Annotated in this window: 24 protein-coding genes and 1 pseudogene; 10 read left to right on the top strand and 15 right to left on the bottom strand. The window is 42.5% G+C overall.

The window, feature by feature from the left end; all coding sequences use genetic code 11:
• Positions 1–10 precede the first annotated feature (10 nt).
• Genes ACOZIO_RS04400 through ACOZIO_RS04390 form a run of 3 tightly spaced genes read left to right on the top strand, consistent with a single transcriptional unit; the run spans position 11 to position 2,910 of the window.
• Positions 11–133 carry a hypothetical protein gene (locus ACOZIO_RS04400; RefSeq protein ID WP_421594965.1) on the top strand — a complete coding sequence of 41 codons (123 nt, stop codon included), beginning with the start codon at positions 11–13 and terminating at the stop codon, positions 131–133.
• Positions 130–1,893, top strand: coding sequence for a terminase ATPase subunit family protein (locus ACOZIO_RS04395; RefSeq protein ID WP_421594964.1), 1,764 nt, complete (start codon positions 130–132; stop codon positions 1,891–1,893). Before ACOZIO_RS04400 ends, ACOZIO_RS04395 begins: the two co-directional genes overlap by 4 nt.
• Positions 1,894–2,910, top strand: coding sequence for a phage portal protein (locus ACOZIO_RS04390; RefSeq protein WP_421594963.1), 1,017 nt, complete (start codon positions 1,894–1,896; stop codon positions 2,908–2,910).
• Between the two features lie 169 nt (positions 2,911–3,079).
• On the opposite strand, the gene ACOZIO_RS04385 is transcribed toward ACOZIO_RS04390, so the two are convergent.
• The 10 genes from ACOZIO_RS04385 to ACOZIO_RS04340 form a co-directional block, all read right to left on the bottom strand.
• A complete protein-coding gene (locus ACOZIO_RS04385) occupies positions 3,080–4,066 on the bottom strand; it encodes a hypothetical protein (RefSeq protein ID WP_421594962.1) in 987 nt (328 codons plus the stop codon).
• A gap of 759 nt (positions 4,067–4,825) precedes the next feature.
• The gene (locus tag ACOZIO_RS04380) at positions 4,826–5,017 is read right to left on the bottom strand and encodes a hypothetical protein (protein WP_421594961.1); all 192 of its coding nucleotides are present in this window, start codon (positions 5,015–5,017) and stop codon (positions 4,826–4,828) included.
• A 141-nt stretch (positions 5,018–5,158) separates the two neighbouring features.
• The gene (locus ACOZIO_RS04375; RefSeq protein WP_421594960.1) at positions 5,159–7,216 is read right to left on the bottom strand and encodes a hypothetical protein; all 2,058 of its coding nucleotides are present in this window, start codon (positions 7,214–7,216) and stop codon (positions 5,159–5,161) included.
• A 132-nt stretch (positions 7,217–7,348) separates the two neighbouring features.
• Positions 7,349–9,577 (bottom strand): replication endonuclease, encoded by a 2,229-nt coding sequence (locus ACOZIO_RS04370; RefSeq protein WP_421594959.1) that lies wholly within the window; start codon positions 9,575–9,577, stop codon positions 7,349–7,351.
• Positions 9,578–9,656: 79 nt separating this feature from the next.
• Positions 9,657–9,881 (bottom strand): TraR/DksA C4-type zinc finger protein, encoded by a 225-nt coding sequence (locus ACOZIO_RS04365; RefSeq protein WP_421594958.1) that lies wholly within the window; start codon positions 9,879–9,881, stop codon positions 9,657–9,659.
• A 2-nt stretch (positions 9,882–9,883) separates the two neighbouring features.
• On the bottom strand, positions 9,884–10,162 hold the full coding sequence (locus tag ACOZIO_RS04360) for a DUF2732 family protein (protein WP_421594957.1): 279 nt from the start codon (positions 10,160–10,162) through the stop codon (positions 9,884–9,886).
• Positions 10,163–10,227: 65 nt separating this feature from the next.
• Entirely contained in the window at positions 10,228–10,530 is a 303-nt protein-coding gene (locus ACOZIO_RS04355; RefSeq protein WP_104922600.1) for a hypothetical protein, read from the bottom strand.
• Between the two features lie 7 nt (positions 10,531–10,537).
• Positions 10,538–10,708 (bottom strand): phage filamentation protein Fil family protein, encoded by a 171-nt coding sequence (locus ACOZIO_RS04350; RefSeq protein WP_119826354.1) that lies wholly within the window; start codon positions 10,706–10,708, stop codon positions 10,538–10,540.
• A 2-nt stretch (positions 10,709–10,710) separates the two neighbouring features.
• The gene (locus ACOZIO_RS04345) at positions 10,711–11,217 is read right to left on the bottom strand and encodes a phage regulatory CII family protein (RefSeq protein WP_104922599.1); all 507 of its coding nucleotides are present in this window, start codon (positions 11,215–11,217) and stop codon (positions 10,711–10,713) included.
• A gap of 31 nt (positions 11,218–11,248) precedes the next feature.
• Positions 11,249–11,665 (bottom strand): hypothetical protein, encoded by a 417-nt coding sequence (locus ACOZIO_RS04340; protein WP_421594956.1) that lies wholly within the window; start codon positions 11,663–11,665, stop codon positions 11,249–11,251.
• 114 nt (positions 11,666–11,779) lie between these two features.
• Between ACOZIO_RS04340 and ACOZIO_RS04335 the strand changes: the two genes are divergently transcribed.
• The 3 genes from ACOZIO_RS04335 to ACOZIO_RS04325 are packed head-to-tail and all read left to right on the top strand — an operon-like array spanning position 11,780 to position 14,330.
• Positions 11,780–12,649, top strand: a complete 870-nt coding sequence (locus ACOZIO_RS04335) for a phage repressor protein CI (RefSeq protein WP_421594955.1) — start codon at positions 11,780–11,782, stop codon at positions 12,647–12,649.
• 18 nt (positions 12,650–12,667) lie between these two features.
• A complete protein-coding gene (locus ACOZIO_RS04330) occupies positions 12,668–13,294 on the top strand; it encodes a hypothetical protein (RefSeq protein ID WP_421594954.1) in 627 nt (208 codons plus the stop codon).
• Between the two features lie 28 nt (positions 13,295–13,322).
• On the top strand, positions 13,323–14,330 hold the full coding sequence (locus tag ACOZIO_RS04325; RefSeq protein ID WP_421594953.1) for a DUF2971 domain-containing protein: 1,008 nt from the start codon (positions 13,323–13,325) through the stop codon (positions 14,328–14,330).
• Between the two features lie 8 nt (positions 14,331–14,338).
• Here ACOZIO_RS04325 and ACOZIO_RS04320 read toward each other — a convergent pair whose 3' ends face one another.
• From ACOZIO_RS04320 to ACOZIO_RS04305, 4 genes are all read right to left on the bottom strand, one after another.
• On the bottom strand, positions 14,339–14,824 hold the full coding sequence (locus ACOZIO_RS04320; protein WP_421594952.1) for a hypothetical protein: 486 nt from the start codon (positions 14,822–14,824) through the stop codon (positions 14,339–14,341).
• Between the two features lie 9 nt (positions 14,825–14,833).
• The gene (locus ACOZIO_RS04315) at positions 14,834–15,175 is read right to left on the bottom strand and encodes an STAS-like domain-containing protein (protein WP_421594951.1); all 342 of its coding nucleotides are present in this window, start codon (positions 15,173–15,175) and stop codon (positions 14,834–14,836) included.
• An 8-nt stretch (positions 15,176–15,183) separates the two neighbouring features.
• Positions 15,184–16,077: a hypothetical protein gene (locus ACOZIO_RS04310; protein ID WP_421594950.1), complete on the bottom strand. Its 894-nt coding sequence runs from the start codon at positions 16,075–16,077 to the stop codon at positions 15,184–15,186.
• Between the two features lie 267 nt (positions 16,078–16,344).
• Positions 16,345–16,749: a hypothetical protein gene (locus tag ACOZIO_RS04305; RefSeq protein WP_421594949.1), complete on the bottom strand. Its 405-nt coding sequence runs from the start codon at positions 16,747–16,749 to the stop codon at positions 16,345–16,347.
• A 122-nt stretch (positions 16,750–16,871) separates the two neighbouring features.
• On the opposite strand from ACOZIO_RS04305, the gene ACOZIO_RS04300 reads away from it, so the two are divergent.
• Positions 16,872–17,339: an STM2901 family protein gene (locus ACOZIO_RS04300; protein ID WP_129951763.1), complete on the top strand. Its 468-nt coding sequence runs from the start codon at positions 16,872–16,874 to the stop codon at positions 17,337–17,339.
• A complete protein-coding gene (locus ACOZIO_RS04295) occupies positions 17,339–17,659 on the top strand; it encodes a DUF1493 family protein (protein ID WP_165383692.1) in 321 nt (106 codons plus the stop codon). Before ACOZIO_RS04300 ends, ACOZIO_RS04295 begins: the two co-directional genes overlap by 1 nt.
• A 21-nt stretch (positions 17,660–17,680) precedes the next feature.
• Here ACOZIO_RS04295 and ACOZIO_RS04290 read toward each other — a convergent pair whose 3' ends face one another.
• Entirely contained in the window at positions 17,681–18,163 is a 483-nt protein-coding gene (locus tag ACOZIO_RS04290; RefSeq protein WP_129951761.1) for an Hcp family type VI secretion system effector, read from the bottom strand.
• Positions 18,164–18,446: 283 nt separating this feature from the next.
• Here ACOZIO_RS04290 and ACOZIO_RS04285 point away from each other — a divergent pair.
• Both ACOZIO_RS04285 and ACOZIO_RS04280 read left to right on the top strand, forming a co-directional pair.
• A pseudogene (locus ACOZIO_RS04285) lies at positions 18,447–18,745 on the top strand (VOC family protein).
• Positions 18,746–19,066: 321 nt separating this feature from the next.
• Positions 19,067–20,176 carry a GGDEF domain-containing protein gene (locus ACOZIO_RS04280; RefSeq protein ID WP_421594948.1) on the top strand — a complete coding sequence of 370 codons (1,110 nt, stop codon included), beginning with the start codon at positions 19,067–19,069 and terminating at the stop codon, positions 20,174–20,176.
• The last annotated feature ends 471 nt before the right edge of the window (positions 20,177–20,647 follow it).

The raw sequence follows: 20,647 nt of genomic DNA, 5'->3' as shown, positions 1-20,647 counted from the left end.
GTAATGAGTGTTGAGAACGGGAGTTAGTTTCCAGACAGTCACCGCAGGCCGCCAGCCGATGCGGGTTGTTGCCCGATGGCACAACGTGGGCAGCGCGAAAAACAGCTGTCTGGCCGGTAACGTGGCGGCATGAATATTTCAAACTCCACCATCATCAGCGACCCGCGCCGACAGGCGGCACTGCTTTACTGGCAGGGTTTTTCTGTGCGGCAAATCGGGGAGATGCTGAGCCAAAAAACACCGACCGTGCAGAGCTGGAAAACTCGCGATCAATGGGAGGCCATCGCGCCCATTTCTCGTGTGGAAACCAGCATGGAAGCGCGGCTGATCCAGCTAGTCATGAAAGATGTAAAAGAGGGGAAAGACTACAAAGAGATCGACCTGTTAGGCCGACAGATTGAACGTCTTGCACGAGTGAACCGTTACAACCATACCGGCAGCGAGGCTGATTTAAACCCGAACGTCGCTAACCGCAACAAGGGTGAACGAAAGGCACCCGATAAGAATGTTTTCAGTGATGAGGCCATCGAAAAGCTTGGCGATATCTTTATCGAGACATCGTTCGAGTATCAGCGAGGCTGGCATCAGGCCGGACTTCAGCACCGTATCCGCAACATCCTCAAGTCCCGCCAGATTGGTGCAACCTTTTACTTTGCCAGGGAAGCTTTGATTGATGCGCTGACCACCGGCCGTAATCAAATTTTCCTGTCAGCCAGTAAGGCGCAGGCGCACGTCTTTAAGAACTACATCATCGACTTTGCCCGACAGGTTGACGTGGATTTAAAAGGCGACCCGATAGTGTTGCCGAACGGCGCACGGCTGATTTTCCTCGGAACCAACGTCCGCACCGCGCAGAGCTATACCGGCAATCTCTATCTGGACGAATACTTCTGGATCCCTAAGTTTCAGGAACTGCGCAAAGTCGCCTCCGGTATGTCGCTGCATAAAAAATGGCGGAGTACGTACTTTTCCACGCCATCCAGTCTGGCACACAGTGCCTATCCGTTCTGGTCGGGGGAACTATTCAACAAAGGGCGCCGCAATAAGGCCGACAGGATTGACCTAGATTTAACGCACTCGCACCTGTCAAAAGGCGTGCTGTGCGATGACGGCCAGTGGCGGCAGATTGTGACGGTGGAAGATGCTCTGTCAGGCGGCTGTAACCTGTTCGACCTGGAACAGCTGCAACTGGAGTACAGCCCCGCCGAATATGAAAACCTGCTGATGTGTGAGTTCGTGGACGATCAGGCATCGGTATTCCCGTTCGCTGAGTTGCAAGGGTGCATGGTGGATAGTCTGGACGAGTGGGAAGACTTCGACCCGTATCTTAAGCGGCCATTTGCCTATCGTCCCGTCTGGATTGGTTACGACCCGTCGCATACCGGTGACAGCGCAGGCTGCGCGCTCATCGCTCCGCCGGTGGTTTCCGGCGGCAAGTTCCGTGTGCTCGAGCGTCACCAGTGGAAGGGCATGGACTTTGCCGCGCAGGCCAGAAGCATCGAGGAACTCACCAATCGTTATGCCGTTGAGTATATCGGCATCGATGCGACTGGCATCGGGCAGGGTGTGTTCCAGCTTGTTCAGCAGTTCTTTCCTGCGGCGCGTGAGATCCGTTACAGCCCCGAAGTGAAAACCGCGCTGGTACTCAAAGCAAAAGACACCATCAGCTCTGGTCGTCTCGAGTACGACACAGGACACACCGACATCACCGCGTCGTTTATGGCAATCCGCAAAACGATGACCGCCAGCGGCAACCGCTCCACCTACGAAGCCAGCCGCAGTGAAGAGGCCAGCCATGCCGACGTGGCGTGGGCAATCATGCACGCCCTGTTAAACGAACCGCTAACCGCCGCCAACGGCGGACAAAGCCCGAACATTCTGGAGTTCTACTAAATGAGCAAGCGCAAATACCGTAAAGCTACGCAGACCACGACCACTGAAAGCCAGCAGGGCGCAGAGGTATTCAGTTTCGGTGATCCGACGCCGGTTTTAGACCGCCGCGAGATTCTGGATTACATCGAATGCACCGGTAACGGCCGCTGGTATGAGCCGCCGGTGAGCTTCGACGGTCTTGCCCGCAGCCTTCGCGCCGCAGTTCACCACAGCTCACCGATTTACGTGAAGCGTAATATCCTCGCCTCGACATTTATCCCGCATCCATTGCTGAGCCAGCAGGAGTTCAGCAAATTTGCGCTGGACTATCTGGTGTTCGGGAATGCGTACCTGGAACTGATCCGCAACCAGCTCGGCGAACCGTTACGCTTTGAGGCCGTGCCAGCTAAATATGTGCGTCGCGGAGTGGAAGAGGGGACGTATTGGTTTGTGCAAGGCTGGAAGGATCCGCACCAGTTCGCAGCAGGCAGCATCTTCCACCTGATCGAACCAGACATTAACCAGGAGATTTACGGCCTGCCGGAATACCTGAGCGCGCTGAATTCCGCCTGGCTCAATGAGGCCGCCACGTTGTTCCGCCGCAAGTATTACCAGAACGGCGCGCACGCGGGCTATATTTTGTATATGACCGACGCCGCGCAAAGCAGCAGTGATATTGATTCAATGCGTAAGGCCATGAGAGACACCAAAGGTCTGGGCAACTTCCGTAACCTGTTCATGTACGCGCCGAACGGCAAGAAAGACGGCATTCAGATCCTGCCGCTAAGTGAGGTCGCCACCAAGGATGATTTCTTCAATATCAAGAAATCAAGCCGTGATGACCTGCTGAGCGCGCACCGCGTTCCACCGCAGATGATGGGGATCATACCTGATAATGCCGGAGGGTTTGGGGATGTGGAGAAGGCGGCAAGCGTGTATGTCCGTAACGAGCTGACGCCATTGCAGGAACGAATGAAAGAATTTAACGACTGGTGCGGTCAGGAAGTCATCTGTTTCAAGCTCTATCAGCTGGGTTAAATCTCAAAGTTTTGTTTAAGCTTCGCCAGTTGGCGGCGATATTTTGACGGTTAAAAACCTGTAACAATCTTTTCCCACTCTACGCAATACACTTCATAGCCAGAGGTAAGCGGCTATCCATACAGGGATAATGAAGTTAATTCGGGCGGTATATACCGCCCGAAAACTCTTATTTATAACCGAAAAGTCTTTCTTTCAACGTTAGCTCTCTGTAGCCCTTTACAGATATATTCAGTAGGAACTTAAGGTTTATAAATGGATATTTTTCATTTATGAAAGTATGAAGTTCACCATGTGATTTTAACGATGATTTATGTCTCATACCTAAAGTGAATTTAAGATGCTTCCCATACGAAATCTCATCCCCATTCTCGCCAATATACCTGCCCTTGCGAGATTCATATATTTTATCTGAATGCTTTGTAATCTTAAATTTAATGCATTGAAGATCATAATCACTGTCGTTGATAACTCTAAATTTATAGGTTAACAATTTATAGGTAGAGTAACCGCTCGTCACTCCAACGTTACCTATATGCGCAACAGTATTGCTACTGGTGATTCTCTTTTCAGAAGAGTGATATTTATAGTATTTAACTGCGTGGAGTGCAAGGATCTTGCGCATAGCATCCCGACATTCTTCATCATCTATTGGAGTAATATCTTCTAATATTTTTTGAATATTATTTGGGGTTTTATGGGATAGGCTAATTAAATAAAATAATTCACGCATCCAAACAACACGCTTCATAACCTTCAGGAAATCTTCTAATCCAGAGGAGCTATAAGCCTGCATCTCGCCTACGATTTCCTTGAATGCCGGAAAGTCAGCTTTTACTTGATCAGTATTTTGGATTTCCTGCACTAATATATGCGAATAATCCATTCTAACTAATTGATGATAATATTCAAGAATGGCTGACTCAACACCAGCATTGTGAGCCAAAATATAAGTTTCTTTTGCTTTATCAACATCTGCTTTCGTCCCTTTACCGTTTAGTAGGCAATAAGCAATATTTTTTAAGGCAGATGCTCGATGTTCTGTGTCTACATCAGTCGACCAATATTCAAAGCCAGCATACCAATCTTCAGGGAGATGCCCATTATAGATTTCTAACCAACCATTTTCTGCTACTTTTGCGATCTGCTCTTTCAATGCAATTACTCCAATTTGCTCAGGTTAAATTTTTTCATAGCATGAGTCAGTTCTCAGCAGGGGCTTGCCAACTGCTTAACATGCTTGAATTATCGTTCAATAATCGAACAGTATGCGTAATCGCATGGGCAAAACATGAATCTGAGCAGATACCTCGCAGATAGGATGTATGAATTCACTAAACTTTATCGACTTTATAGCAGAAAAAAAAACGGTACAAAAGCCCCAAATTCAATCGGCATATGCTCTTTTAAGGCTGCATTTTCGCTTAGATATCTTTGACCTCTGTCCCTCCTTATCAAGCAGAGGTTCAAATTAGCTTCAGTTGGGCGGATGAGATCCATAAGCCGGAAAAAATTCCTGGTCATCAAACCTGTGTATAGCCTCCCTTGGATCCAGAAACACAAACAAATCCCCAATCTTTACTCGCCTCATTTTCACCCTCCCCATCAGAGCGCCTCAGCGCTATTCTAAGAGCGTCTATTTCCAAACGCGTCCCAACTTACCCATCTTGAGAAAGGCACTCAGAATTGCGCTGACGCCCCCGATTTTATGGTTCAAGCCCCCTCTGCGCGCAATGCTATCCCCGCCTCGCCTGCCCGCTTTATAGGTCGTTTTTAATGCAGATGCACGATCCATTCAGATCCTTGCCAGAATTGGCGGGAGCCACCATTTTTTAGGGTCTGATCGTCATGCAAAACAATGCACGTTATGCATGCATTGCCACTGGCATAGGTAATCAAATGGATGAACAGCGGTCTATTCAACGCCAGTGACTTCGCTGATGGCTATGTACTCTTGCTCTTCTACATCTAATGCGCGGTCAGCAAGCTCTGAAATCATCTCCATAACAATATGGATCTCATCAACTTTGCATTGCGCATCCCGCGATATATCAGCCATAAGCCGGATTTTTATCAGCGCAATTTTAAGCTCATGCGAGGAATCCATTGCTCACTCCTGAATTATAAGTACTGTGCATGTATACAGTACTATAGGGTTTTTTTATAACAATTTCCAGTATAATCATGCCTTAAACTGCTTGCAGCCCATCCAAAAGGTCATGAATCAGTTTTCTAAATATGGAAGAAATCAACCCTTCAAATTTCTTAAGCTATTTTTATGTTCATGGTCTTTTAGTAAGTTTTTCTTCATACTATATTCTTGATAGAAATCTCTTTTTGATAATATTAAGTTACTCCCACGACTGATTTCTGATAAGAAATCAGTTTCATTATTGCATGCTCCTAAAATGGTTAATATTTGGCTTACACTCATGAACAGTGAGTTGTAAAACGGCAATCTTTGAGGCTGCTTTGGATCCTCCATCAAAATTAAATAATTATTTATGTCTTTAATGAAATTCCTCCAATCATTAAGTTTTCCATCAACATCTTTATCTGAACTTGATATTATAGATGATATGCTTGAGCTCAAAATTGTTTGTAAGGTTATAAGGTCTTGTAAACTACCAAAGTCATTTAAGCTAACTGATATCTTTTTCACAACCCTGTTATTAAGACTAACTTTGTTTATGCCATTTTTGTTTTTTATATTTATTTCACCATTTAGATGTAATAAATATTCTATTTTGAATGCTTGGGATTGAGAATGTAGAACACTAGCAGCTAGTGAAGTTAGAATTTCGAAATCTTGACCAAACAAAGCAGCATTTGTCATCGATTTTTTCTTTACTTCGAATATGAAGATTGTACTATGCGTTTCTACAATCAAGTCTGACTCACCAACATTAAGTTTCTTGTGGAAAAAATAATTCCCATAAGTCGTCTTTATTCCTTTACTTTCGAAAGCATTAATAAGTAATTTTTCAACCTGACATCCTAATTTAGAATCTTGATTGTTATTATAGATTCCACTAGGGTATGAAATTTGATAGAGAACTGCGTTTGAGACAGAAAAACTACACAGGCTTGATGGCAGTAAGAAAAGGCCATCATTCGATTGGTATAATGGCTTTGAGTAGAAGCCTATAGAATTCTTTCCTGGGGGGAATATAACTCCTTTTTCTAATTTTTCGTTTTTGAAAATAAATATTTTATTTAAAACTTCGGAAACTTTTGTTATCGGTATTTTTGTTTTTTCAGCTATTTCCTTAGCCGTTATTTTTTTGATGCTAGACTTGTTTGATTCTTTTATTAATGATATGCCAATCTTTACAATAGTTTTTAATGATAAACAATAACTCTTCTCATTGTTATCGATAAACTGTTTCGTCAAAAATGTTATGATATTTTTAGCGTGCTGGGGGTTCCATTGTTGTAATGGGATTAAATTGTCATACAGAATACATTCTTGTAGAAATTTCACCAAATATTGATCATTTAAATATATATTTTCATAAATGCTGTATGGCTGAATTTCATAGGTGGAAACCAAATCCGTTAAGATTCGTTTTAGCTTATCGTACACTATCTTCTGATATGCTTTGTCATTATTTTTTTTTAGGGATTTTAAATTACTTAACCCTACTAACATTAAATACCCCCAAGGTATTGCTAAAGGTATGTCTTCATTAGAACGCGCCACTTGGCGAGTAATGTGGTATCTTGACATTGTCGAATCAAAGAGAATTTTAATTTCGTCAAGCATCAATCTTATGATCGTCTCCCCACCTATCTCTCGACATAAATGTAAAATTTCATTGTTTATGAAGTTGAAAGAGTTGGAGTGTATGTAAATATCATTATTGATTGTTTCGAACTCAACCCCTAATTTAATAAGTCTAGAGCATGACTCTGCAAACATTACCTCCTTCTTATGAAATGATATGTTTTTGTGTTCATCTAGGAAATAGACACTATCATTTCTAGCAGAATGAATTGCATTGACTATCTCACCCCAATCTATGAATTCTGGAATTTCATTAAAATCTAAATCTGGAATTATTCTTCTGGTTGCTTCGATGAGAAAATCTATATATTTAATTAATGGAGTGATCGGGTGATTATAGCAAATATGTTTAAATATTGATTCTTTTTTTAAGAAAAGCGCATGGTTTCTTATTTTGTTTACATCATTGGGGCAAGTTTGTTGTATCCTCCTATAGGAATCCTCCCGAGATGCGCTAATTATCAAGCGGTTGCGGGATGCTTTTTCGATTAATTTAGTGAAATCTTCAGTTGTAATCATTTTAATGTCTCACTCTCATCGATATGTTCGATAACTATTTTATTAAGCAGAGTAAGTCTGAATTTAACTACTTTCAATAAGAAATTTATAGGGGGTAAATATAATTGCTATTTCTATCTGTCGGAAGTTACCTTACTCTACGCTTCGCAAAAATTGAAGTTGAGTATTGGCAAATTGCACACTCGCGCCGCGGCTCAATGCTTCCAGTTCCCAAGGCTCGGCAGTAATGCCCTGTTTCAACAATACGTGCTCAATTTCCGGCATCCGCGCCCGTTCTTCTGCCGTCAATCTTGCCGACGGTGCCACATCACGGACTTTTGTCGGGTCGAAACTGCGCTGTGCCTTGCTGACTCTCGGCGTTTCCTCACGTATACGCGCCACAATCGCCCTCACGGCGGCAGTGTCTGTCCAGTCAATAACTCGCAGGTTGTCAGAATTGGACGCTGTAGGTGCGCCCCCAGCCTGGCTATCGAGCCTATTTGCGGATTGTTTCTTTTCACCTAACCCACAGTTATTGACAGGACTCCGAGGCGCGCCGGGGGCGCTTTTTAAGGTCAAAACCTCAACGTCAACGGCGGAAGAAACGATGCGCCATTGAGTTGTACGGGTTTCATAAACACGGGAGTCGCCAAGGTGAGGGGCAAAAATACCCACAACCTTTTTCACCTCTTCATCGTAGGCGTTCAACTCGTCAGCCAGGCGGCGGGCTACACGCACAGTCTGATCGTCGCGAGGAACATTTGCACCGCCCTGGGCTGACATGTACGCCATAAAATCACCGGCATCAGCAGCAGCGCGGACGGCTTCCACTTCTTCGTCAAAGGTTTCAGTCAGACTAATGGAACGGATGCGGCGGCACTCACGGTATGAACCCATGGTAGGCAGGCCGATAGGGCGAAACTGGGGGATCCGCCAGGTAGCAGCCCAGGCGGTGACAGCGGCAGCGGAATCTGTCAGCAGCTCGCCGGTTTCATGGTCGCGCTCGCCTTCCAGTGCGTAACCGTCGATGTTCTTTGCGATGTATTTGGCGATATAGCCAGCCGCGCCGCCGCGATTCAGGTGTTTACAGTCAAAGCGGTTTTTAGCTGCGCCGCGTTCGTCACCGTCTTCTTTCATGGCGTATTTGCGCATGATATCGATCACCGGCTGACGCATAGCGGGTTTAGTGAATAACATCATGTGCCAGTGCGGCGTCGCGTCGTGGTGAGGCTCTACAACACGCATCCCGTAAACGGACAGGTCGCTATCTTTGAACGCGGTGCGCATTTTGCTCCAGATCCCGCACAGATATCGCTGTGCATCTTTCGGCGTATAGGCTTCTTTGTCCCAGGCGTGATTTCGCTGAACGCGCTTTTTATCGCCCTTGCCAACCATGCGGGTCGGGTGATATTTGGACGGGGTGGTGATAGTGAGGAACATCCCGACGTCGCCATTCGCAGCAGCATATTTTTCAGTGCCGGCGATCGTGCTCATTAGCTCCATGCGGCGGATTTCAGGGTTTGAAATACTCGCCATCACTTTGTCGATCAGACTGAAACGCTCGCCGGTTTCGATGTTTTCCAGGTCGCAGCTTTTCAGGTAATCGAGATTCGACAGACGGCGTGCACGTACTTCACGGATAGCCTGCTTACTGGCATACGGGGAAGCATCACGGTTCACTTTGCCGATGGCGATCAGCAAAGATTCACGCCAGCGGGTGCGCTGGCCTTTCAGTTGGCGTAACCACCAATCCGGATTAACCAGGCGTGACATGGCAGCGATAGCGGAAACGGCATCCAGTTTGCCTTTGCAAAATTTTGCCCAATACATCGGCGTGATATTGAAAGCCTGTGCCATACCGGCGATTTCGCGGTATAGCTCGCACTGGGTATCACGCTCAAAAAGAATCGAATTATCCCCGTTGTACTGAGCAAGCAACTGATCGCAACGTTCTTCATAGATTTCTTTCAGTTGTCCGGCGATGTCCTGGGCGAACCGGCGCAAGGGTTTATCGCCCATGCTCGGCAGGCTGTGATAAGTGTCTGCCTCAGACATGAATTTCATGGAGGCTTTAACATTCATCGCGTGAGCGGCATTGACCGCTTCGACACGGGGAAGGATGCTGCGACCAAGGGTATAAACCAGATATTTATTGGCGGCATGAATGCCCTGCGTTTTCAGCAGATACGCATGGCGACCTGTGAAAATTTCCCGAAGATCGGTAGAGAGGTTTTTTACTCTGATTAAAACAGCTTGCCCCTGATCGTATTCATCACGGGTAAGCGGTCTTTCCAGGCCAGAAACGGCCTGGCGTGGTTTGTTCCAGGGAAACGCCCAGACTTCGGGCGTTTTAATCTGCGGAGTGAAGCGGCTGGCCTGCATTACATACCGTCTTTGATATCAATGACCAGATAGCCAGCATTGATACCGGCCAGGATGAGTAACGCCACTGAGAAAATGATCACTTATTTACTCTGTAATGTCTGGCGTTCAACTCAGCGAGTTCTTTGCAGTAGACACAAAGCTCAACCCCTGGCAGAGCTGCACGGCGTTCCTCTGGTATCGGACGATTACACTCGATGCAGAACATTGCGGAAATGCCCGCAACAGTTGCCCGGGCGGCTTGGATTTGGGCGGAAAGGACGAGATCAGCGCGTTCCTGGGCGGTGTCGATTACATCAGCCATAGTTACGCCTCCGCTTCACTTTGGATTCGGTTAGCTTCAATGCGTAGTGCTTCTGCAGCTTCAATCCCTGTCATTTCACGTTTGAGGATAAAACTGGCAATCGCTTCCAGGCGGCCGGCAAATACCACCGCTCGATTGGCGCGTTCTTCAATACGAGCAGTGTCCAGCATCAACGATAAATCAGGAACAGAAGTGTAATCGCGTTCTGGTGAAGCCCAATCAATGCCCATAACTGGCAAACCAACAGTATTCTGACGTGTGTTCTCAATAATATTATTCATATAAAACTCCTGTTTTCAGGCAAAAGAATGCCCGGCGGGTTGACGCCAATTAATTTAAATTCGGGTTAGTGTTTAATATTTATCTTGCAGTCATCATCACTGATAAATTTGGGCAGTGATTCAGTTAAACCAAGCAAAGAATTTAGCGCCGCAACTACTTGATGCCTTTCCGTCGGCGTTAATTCAGCAAACTTCATCTCAAGATGGCGACGAGATAAGCCAGCATGAAAACAGATTGTTCTACGCATATGCAGCGGCTGAGTATCAAATGTTTCCTGCGCTACATTCTTTCTGAAATCAAACATCTCTTTAATTCGGGAAAGATGTTTTTTGCCTATTTGAATATGTTCTTCATTTACTAAAGACATAATCACCTCAACTAAACAGACGCTTTAAAAGCGGTTTTGAATTTCTCACGGCCTGCGGGGCAGTGGCTTGTGACATTGAAGGATTCCAACGCTTTCCGCCTGGCAACTCGATGCAGCCGTGACCAAAGTGGCGAGATGGACTCTGCTGTTTTAAAAAAGGAGCAATAGAAACAGCCATATTCACATCAGCCCATTTGTCGTGACGCTTGCAATAGCACCAACCGCAGATGCCAGGGCAGGGGATGCCTGCACTCGGCCTTGAACAACTAAACCGATCAGTGACAGATGGCGAATACCAGCATTAACACCTTCGAGTAAGGACATTCGACGCTGAGAACTGACCGCACCCCCTTTCACTGCATCAGCTGCAATAGAACCAACGGCGGCAGTTGCTTGTAGTGCGTAGGTTGATAGATTAGAAGTAGCAATCTCATTGACCGGAACTGACGGCAGGCAATTTATCTGTGCCAGCATGCCATCGAGAAGGGTCGCGTCCTCAGTCAGGTCAGTGATTAAAAGAACTTCCTCACAGGTAAGTTTATGAGGTTGTTCAGGGTTGAACTTATTGCGTAGGATTTGGGGTTTAGTTCCCATTAGCGCGGCAAGTTCGGTAAGGTTATGACGATTCACAAATGCCTTGCATGCATCGTCAAAGTGAGCGTGTTTGGAAACGCGATAATCAAACATTGTTAGTCCCTGCTAGTTTGAATAATCTGACTCAACGATTTATGTAGCGGCACTTGATGGCTTGCTGACGGTTTTTCTCACGCCAGGCCTCAAGATTGATCAGAGCATTGCCATGACGCTCCATTACGACAGTTTGCATTTGACCTGTTTTTCGGTTTTTGCGTTGCTGGGTGATTGTGGTTGAAGGCGTTGGGGCAAGCAGGACAACGCCGTTAGCGATCCACTTTTCGAGGACAGCGGAACTGATGCCGTTAATTGCAGCAAAATCTTTTTTAGAAATTGTCGGTGAGTTAGCGAGTGTGGTCAGTTGCAAACTTATTGAGTTCACGATGGTTGCAGAGAGGGCTGACTCTAAAGCTGGTAGTAACTGGGATACTACAGAGTTTAACAGTTCCTTAGAAACGGTCGTCTTATCAGAGGGTACTTGAATTGCATTCTGAAGTGACATAACGCAAAATCTCCTTTCTGTCGTTTGAGTTCTACTGTGTAACATGTGGTGTGTTGTCACTTTAGATCGTAAAAACGATTTGGTAAATGTTTTTTTATCACTTCGGTGCTTTTTATGATTGGCGAAAAAATGGATAGTCAGGAAATCCTGAACAGATTGATGTCGGCATATGGTGTAAATTCACAGAAGGCCTTAGCTGAAGTCCTTGCTATACCTGCGAATAATATTAGTGGCTGGATACAGCGAGACAGAGTCCCAGGCAACCCAATCATTAAATGCGCACTTGATACGAATGCAGACCTTCACTGGTTAGTTACCGGTGAGTTTGCAAATGCAAACATTTCAAGTTTTCCGAAGCGGAAACTAGAGATGAGTCTCAGTGGAAAGACATTGATAACTACAATGCTTTCAAACGGAGGCAAAACTGTACTGAAACGCATCATGGAAGCGTACGAATTTAGTACACAAAAAGAACTTAGCGATTATCTTGGGATCTCAACAGGTACCATAAGTACGTGGATTCGTCGTGAATACTTTCCTGCTGATGTAGTTATTGCATGTGCTCTTGATACCGGAGTGTCATTGGACTGGTTAGCAACGGGGAGTTCTCAAAAGGCCAATAGTAATCAGCTCACTTTCCCAGAAAATATTCATTCAATTCCTTATTTATCTTTGAACTCTGGAAAATTAGAAGAACAAGGTGTTTGTAACCTTGACCGATTGTTTATCCCAGAGGGGTTAAATATTGATTCTATTTATCTTTTGAATACAATTAGAACGAAATACTTGGTCAGTAGAGATTTTAATGACATATCAAATGGGATGTGGTTATTGAGTATTGATGGAATACTTGATATCTACACAGTCTCAAGAAGGCCACGTAATAATTTGAAAATATTTAACCAAAGAGCAGATTTCGAATGCTCTACTAAAGATGTGATACCAGAAGGTGTAATAATTGCCTCTTTTGAAATAAATATTTAAACCAGCAAGGATTGTTAGATGATTGCAGTTTCAGAATTACTTCTAAAATACATTCCGTCAATGTTAGCTGCATTAGCAACGGTTGTAACGCTCTGGAAAGGGTGGGTGTATTCATCAGATCGTATATATGAGCAGAGAGAAAAATCTAGCAAATTTATATATGAGCTGTACAAAATATCTGGTGAGGAATACTTAAAAAAGCTAAGTATTGAATATGGTTATGCTGCTATAACAAGGGATAATAAATTAAGCTTCGAGCAACGCAATGCCCTTCTGACAAGTAAGAATCCAACAAGTGATATTGATGCTTACCGAAAATGTAGTCACTTGCTTACTATTTCTTGTAATCCACTCCAGTTTGAATGGATTTCAAAACGGCATAAATTCCTATACTATCGCAAATTAGTAATGGTGGTTATGACCTTAGTTTATACAGTTGGCGCGTACGCTTTCACTCTACCCTTAACTTATAATGTCATGGTGCCAGTATCAGTTTTAAATAAAGTTAATGTATTCACCCCGCTCAACAAAGGTTTATTAACATTATATTTAATATTTGTCGGAGGTTGTCTGGCTCTCTGGAGCTTGAATAAAGTTTCAAAAATAAGGATCGCAGAAAACCTTAGGAAAAATCACATTTCATAATTTCAACAACTATTTAATGAAGGTCATTATGATTGCTCCACCGAGGCTTTATAGATTTAGAAACTTAAGTGGACACACTTCTGATGAAGGTGTAAATATATTTGAAAGAGAGATGGATGCACTGAAAAATAGTTATTTATATGCTTCATCGTTCTATTCAATGAATGATCCCATGGAAGCATTCTATAGTGTGGGTGGAGAAAATGATCTGCTAATTAGTGAGTTTATCGGAAGTGAGTTTAATCTTCTTGAAAATTCTCAGGAAATTTTACGCAATACAATTGACAATTTTGCTTTAGTTTCATTTTCGAGCACCTATAGTGAATATCCGATGTGGGCCTATTATGCTGGAAATTTTTCAGGAATGTGCCTTGAGTTTGATGTTAACCGATTTACTATTAGCGATTTTAAAAATGAGCCATTAAGAAAGGTCAATTATTCAAGTATACCATTGCCACCGATTTCTTTTAAAGACTTCAGTGCTGGGAATATTGGTGAAGAAATGCTTCTAAGAGTCATACAGAAACGCGAGGAATGGGCGCATGAAAAAAAGTGGAGATATTTGACAGGGGAAGTTGGAAGAAAATATTATGCTGACAATGCATTAATCCGTATTTTCCTAGGGCCAAGAATTAGTCAACCGCACAGAGCTTATATTTGCGAACTGATGAAGAGTAGAGGGGTCGAGGTTATTCAACTTTCTGTCATAGGTTACGAATTTAAAGAGGAAATTATTTTACATAAAAATGTACAATGTGAAAGAGTGGGGCAGGGTGGGATATATCCAGAAGAAGATTTAAAATTAATATTGGATGAGCTTAAAAATTTCTTTGGCGAATTTTATGAAAAATTCCTATTAGAATGCAATGAACTTTCAATAAATGCAAATATGGAAAGTATCTTTGATATTCATATGTCAAAATTTGATAGTGTGAAAGCCGTATATGTTGGGGTTATATATAAATTAAGAAATGGTACAGAAAAATTTGAGCGTCGATACTATGACTCTTCTGTAAAGTTGATAGCAACTAAATAGCATGGTTATTAATGTTTCCAAAAGTAACGTTTGAAGCTAATAAACCCTTCAATTGGCGGGTATTTTACATGAAACTGAGAGTGTAAGTTATATGATATTTTAGCTGACTCACTCATTATTTTATGTGCACAGTTGTCATCCTCCTCTTGCTTTAATCCATGAGTAGGAATGCCTTTAGTCAAAGCCATATGGAAGTCAGATATCATTTCTTGTTTTGTAGTTACTCCTCTTTTATCTAATAATTCAAGCTTTTTGAATAAGAGCGATATTTTATTTAATGCATATTTTTCAAAATTTCTTTGTTGGCCTTTTGTTGAGGTTGGAGAAAGATAGAATTCACTGCCTTTCTCGGCCAGAGTGTCAATTAAAGTATTACATGAGTCAATCAGCGATTTAGATTCTGTCCTAGTAGAATTTACTTTTGCTAACCTATACGCAATTCCCCAACCAACAATAGCTAAACTCGGGGATAATAAAGAAATTAGACTGTCCATAATATAATCTCAATCTTTCTGGTTGTTTTTTGCCATAGCCATGAATTTTTTGGCTTGAATTTCATAGAAAGCCAATGGGAATTTATATATGATTATTCTATTAATATATTCAGGATCAAAGCCAGCCCGAATGAGCCCTCCAAAAACTTCTTCCATGAAAGACGAACCAAGGCCAGGAACGCCTGTAAAATCAATTGTAAGCTTCTCTTCACCTGAAAGTTTTTTAAGGGCAGGTATCAAGTGGTCATCTCGGAAAGTAGTTGCATTGTATGGACCATCCTCGGGATACCTACCAAAAGGCTCGTCTGAAAAATCCTCAGCAACATTTATTAAGTTTTTTTCTTTCAACATGGTATGCCTCACACATTCCCGTAGCTACAATTCCAATGTACGAGTGTACCACAAATAGCTACTTTCCTCTTTGTTATTATTGGCTGTATAGTTCTAAGTTGATATTCATAAACAAATTCCCCAGTTAGAACTGTCAAAGTATGTTGCCCCATGAGTTCATTAACTGGGCTTTTCATATCCTCTGACCCCATTCCCCTATTGACCAAACCTGATCTTGAATATCCCTGCAAAAAAGCCTCGTTGAGAGCATTCTCATCGTCTTGACCGTTTTTGTATGAACCTAAGACTCCAACACCGCGGTCATGGATGATAATATTTACCGTTTTTTGTTTCGTATTTACCCATGCACATTGCCACCATCGTATACCTAGTTCATCAGGACTAACTATACCTGACTTGTCTATGTAAGCATGGTATATCACATTTAGAACTGCTTCTTTCATGGCCAAATTCAAAAAGAAAATATGTTCTTGACTGAGGTCTTTAATGCCTCTCAGAATTTCATCGGCTTTTTTTAAAATGGACTGATCACAGGAGGTTTTAAATTTATTATTCTGGATAACAAGATTTTCAACATCCTGAACGCACTTACAGTTTAAGGCTTCCCAAACACCCGACCTACTCAATGCTGCGTCATATGATAATGTACTACCTAAAGCGAGTTGCTTAATTTTAATTCGATTGAATCCATACTTCATATGCAGGAAGTTAACAGTCGAGAATAATAATAATGCAGCACTGGGCTCAATCTCAATGCATGAGGAGAAGCTTATTTCCAAATTATACCCATTTAGAATATTGCTCTCTATTTTTTTAAAAAAAGTAAAAGTATCTGTATAATACTGTTCGTCTAGGAGGCTAAGAACTTTAGGTGCGGAAAGAGATGTTGATAGATGGATCATGTCCTTAACTCCATGAAAGGACTGCTTTATATTGCTTAAATAGAGCATATTCTTTCATAAGAAAGCAAGGGAATTGCTTGGTTTTGCTTGGTTTTGGATGGTTTTTATTTTGCGTACGATGATGTGTACAAAAAATTATACGCTAATACAATGAGTTAAATTTTTTAATTATCTTGTCTAATAATTACTCCTATTGTTTGGTGAAATCAAAACACGCCATACGCATGTCGCCTTTTTATCGCCACTAAAAAATATAAGTTAATGTTTTTAAAGGTTTTTAAAAGTATTCGGTCTTTTTTTTACCATTTGATTTATAACGACGCGCCAGAATGCCTGAGTAATTATGTCCGCTCGAAGCGCACCGGGATGGCGTCCGGTTTTTCTGCTGGCAGAACTGAGAATGAACTCCGTATTATTATTCTGCAAACACCTCTCATTCACTTCACCAGGCGTCATATCATACGCTGCCAGACACAGTGGTAATTGTATAGCCAGTTGCTCCCCTGTCTTTCCCTGAATTACCCTCAACCTGTTTTCAAAAATATCCGTTTTCTTCAGTAACCGAATACCGGGCGCGACGTTGCAGCGGTCGATAGGGATGTCATCAATGCCGCTCTGGCGCCAGAACTTCGATGTCATGCGAGAGGGGCTCGTACTGCGTGAAGCGTCCACACATAAATTCCCTCCGTGGCGAGATTTTAAGTATAGACATAGTGATTAACGTGACGGGACATATTGCCTGGTTATGAATGCAGCAGTATTCTTAATCCCTTCTAATCAAAAGGATATTGAGAATGGACACAACCGAAGAGTTGGGCGGGACCTATTTCTACCATGGTCATGCCAATGTAACTGCCCCTGAATTGTTTAATCTGATTTTCATAGAAAGTTTATCTGATTACTTAGGCTTGGATACTTCTGCTACAGTGATGATTATCATTGGCCAGCCTTGGATTCCCATCTCAGGCAAGTTATCAGCTGCAACCAATACGCCAGGAACGAGTGTCATTTCAAAAATAGCCAGAGCGATGTTTAAAGAAAAAAGGTTGCCATTCGGGGTGCGACTAGAAGCACCAATGGGTAAAGGCTCAAAGATGAAGATGGTTCCTACAAGTAAAATCGCCCCATTTATAGGTCGATGGACTCCATGGCTAGGTTATGCGCAAATTGTAATAATGCTTCAATTAGTTTCCAAAAGGACCAGAAATAAATATAACCTTATCGCGCGCCCATCTGACCGTATCGTATGGCCATCTTTCTAATGAATTTAGATAAAGAGATCTGTGACTATCTAACCGATAAATACGGGTTCCGGAAAAGCTGGCGGGATCCCGAAATTGTTCCTATCCAGAAATTTTGGTCAGTGCAAGATGATTGGCAGCTGTTGCCTGAAGATTTGGCAGAGATATTGATTGATGTCTTCACTAAATATGGTGTTGATTATTCTAAGTTTGATATGTTGAATTACTATGAAGCTGAAAGGGCATTTTGGCAGAGAAAACCACCCAAACGTGATCTAAAACCATTAACCGTTGAAATGATTATTGAAGCGGTGAAGGCCAAAAGGTGGTTTTATGATTAAGGGGCATTTTGCCCCTTTTAATTATGCGGTCTGGCGATCATTCCACGAGTCAGCAAATATGATGTTCCCATCATTGTGCTTCCACGTAATTTTTTCGTACCGAAGTTCAACTGTTTCCATGTGATTGTCATTAGGATTGCTGTTTGCGGCAATTGCTGGCGAAATTGAAACGATACGTACCTTTTCTAACAGCATGTTGAAATACTCTACTTCCTGACCTGCATCATTGATCCGATACCATTTGATCTCCGCAGACTCAAGGCCTTGGCCTGTTGCTACTGCCTTGTAAATGTAAGGGCTGGAGCTGTCAAAGTCCTTCACGATGAGCAATGGGGAGTGCATGCGGGTACCCGTTACTTTACCCGTCGCGTTATCGGTAGGGATCATCAGATTATGATGGAATCCTTTTACTTCGATGCTATATTCCCGTCCGATGACATCCACACCGCCTTTAATCAGAGCGCCGCCGTCGTCTTTAAGCCATAAATAAGCTGATATTGCCATTTTCTTAAGTCCATTTTAAAAGTGAGGCATTACGTTATGCTTATGCAGATAAAGACACAGTTAGAGAACATTTAAAAAGGAGATTTTCAGAGGATTATTATTGATGACCGATTATGCAATCCATAAATCCAGTCTCGAAAATTCCCCGAATTTATTTCGAAATGATGCTAACTGATTGATATTTAATGAAGGTATAAACAAGTGACGGAAGGCTTTACTTTAAAGAGTTTTTAATTAATCCATTGATAAATAGGTATGAGTAGCATTTATTGCCGCGACGGGAATCGTATTCAGTTTTTTTGTATTTGGATTGAATCACCTTACTCTTGCTGTCAGTCATTTGCCCCGCAGTTTTCGTTTCTATGTGGATGTTCTTGGTTTTACACCACAGGCGACATGGCTTCATTTCGCGAGAAAATACAGCATGCCGGTGCCACAGAGTGGAAAAGCAATAAGAGTGAAGGGGAGTCAATTTACTTTCTCGATCCCGATGGCTATCAGTTAGAGGTTCATTGTGGTGACCTTGAAAGCCGGCTCCGTTCCTGCAAAGAAAGCCCGTACGATGAAATGGAATTTTTCTGATGTATTTGGCTTATTTTAGTGATTTTCCATTGCCTCATAACTTACATCAGACAGCAACACCCCTGATTCGGCGCAGTTACAAATCCACTGCCGTCCGGGCAGGCATACAACTTTAGTCAGATTGTCTGTCAAAGGCACAACGCCCTTGAAGTTTAGCGAAAAATATCAATTAATTCATGGGGTAAGCTTAGTTAACGGATCGTCAAAAATTTGCCTTAAAAGATCTTTGTCAGAACCACCAGTGATGTTATTTTGACAGTTCTAAGGTCAAAAATAATTATTTTCATGCTATGAAACGAAATCTTGATCACCAGTGAGGACATGATGATTTATTCAAGTTGGAGGTGGGTGGTCTTACTTCCATTGCTTACAAAACCGGTTTCGTTTGTTTTTTTTGGTGGCGTAATATCGTCATTTATCATTTTCCCTTTGCTATACAGTCAGGAAGTTCAGGAGTGGAAAGGGAATGTTAATAATATCCATAATATGGGGAGTTTTTATGATCCTGATAACTCAGGAGGAGTCATTGCAACTGAGAACTATACTCATCACCCCTCACCTTACACCGAGGTGCAAGTTAAAACGTTATTGTTCTCTAATACAGGTAGCCCGCAGGAATGTAATGCAAAGGTTCGCGACTTTTTAAATTCCCTCAAAAATATACAGCCTCGCAACATATCCGTTGTATTAACGAGAGTATGTATTAATCGTGGTTTCGCCATTGGAAGATTTGCAGATGATAACACATTAATTTCAGTTTTACCTATGCATGATAAAAGCTACAACTTGGCAGGTGTTAAAATACGGAAATCAACGATTATTGAAAAGCCTACTTTTTTAAAATCTGTACTGAATTCATCAAATGCCTGGCCTGCGCTAATTATAATTTTTTTATCTATGCTCATTAGTTACTTGCTGTCATTAATAGCAGGCGGATATCTCAGGGTTCTGAATGTATATGCTTCTACTGATGGGCTGACAGGTTGCCTGCGAAGAGAGGCATTTTACGCGAAAGCTACCTACGAACTGGCGAAAAGTAAAAAAAATAACTTACCTTTTAGCGTATTAGTCATAGACCTTGATCATTTAAGAGAGGTAAATAACTCTTTCGGTCACGAAAAAGGTGATTTGGCAATTTCTCTTTGCGCAAAAAAAATACTCAAATGCCTGCGCAGCAATGATTTTGCCGGCAGGGTAGGGGGAGATGAGTTTATCGTTGCACTTAAAAATACCGGGGCATCTGATGCGTTTTTAATCGCAAATAGAATTCGTGAGGCAGTTAAGAGCATAAAGCTGGAGGGGTTATTTCTGTCAGTGAGTATCGGCATATCTCAATATGATAAAGACAATGCCTCATTACAAGAGATGATTTCTAAAGCGGATGCAAATCTCTATATTGCAAAGCGACAAAGAAATGATGTTGTGTATTAAGGTGTAACCATGAAATACTTTCATCAGTTTCATGGCTGGAAATATTTAAAGCGAGGGTGTTGACTGGTTGAATCTATTTAAAACTCTCGCTCAATATATTCAAATGCACCTTTTCAATGATTTTAAAATCATCAGGCGTTAGCCTTAACAGAGGGCGCGCCGGGGACTGCATTTCTTGTGTGCGGGCAGACGGCCCCGTACTGATACATACCTGGAGACAAACTGCTTACCCTCGCGCCCGCTCGGGTCGTATTCGCACGACCATTTGCCGGCAGACAGCTTATTTACACTCATCACATCTTCCTTTCTGAGGATGTGAATTTGGCTGTATGTAAATACAGTGCAAATGTTTGATTTAATTATTTGATATGAGTAGCAGGAGAGGAGCGCCACAGGAAGCGAACTTAAATAAAATTGATATTTAATTTTGTTAGCCAACAAATTTGCAGTTGCCTTACAGAACAACTAATG

This window comes from Rahnella sp. PD4 (assembly GCF_049199325.1).
Lineage (GTDB): Bacteria > Pseudomonadota > Gammaproteobacteria > Enterobacterales > Enterobacteriaceae > Rahnella > Rahnella perminowiae.
The sequence above is the reverse complement of the archived record's forward strand: the minus strand, read 5'-3'. Positions and strand labels throughout refer to the sequence as shown.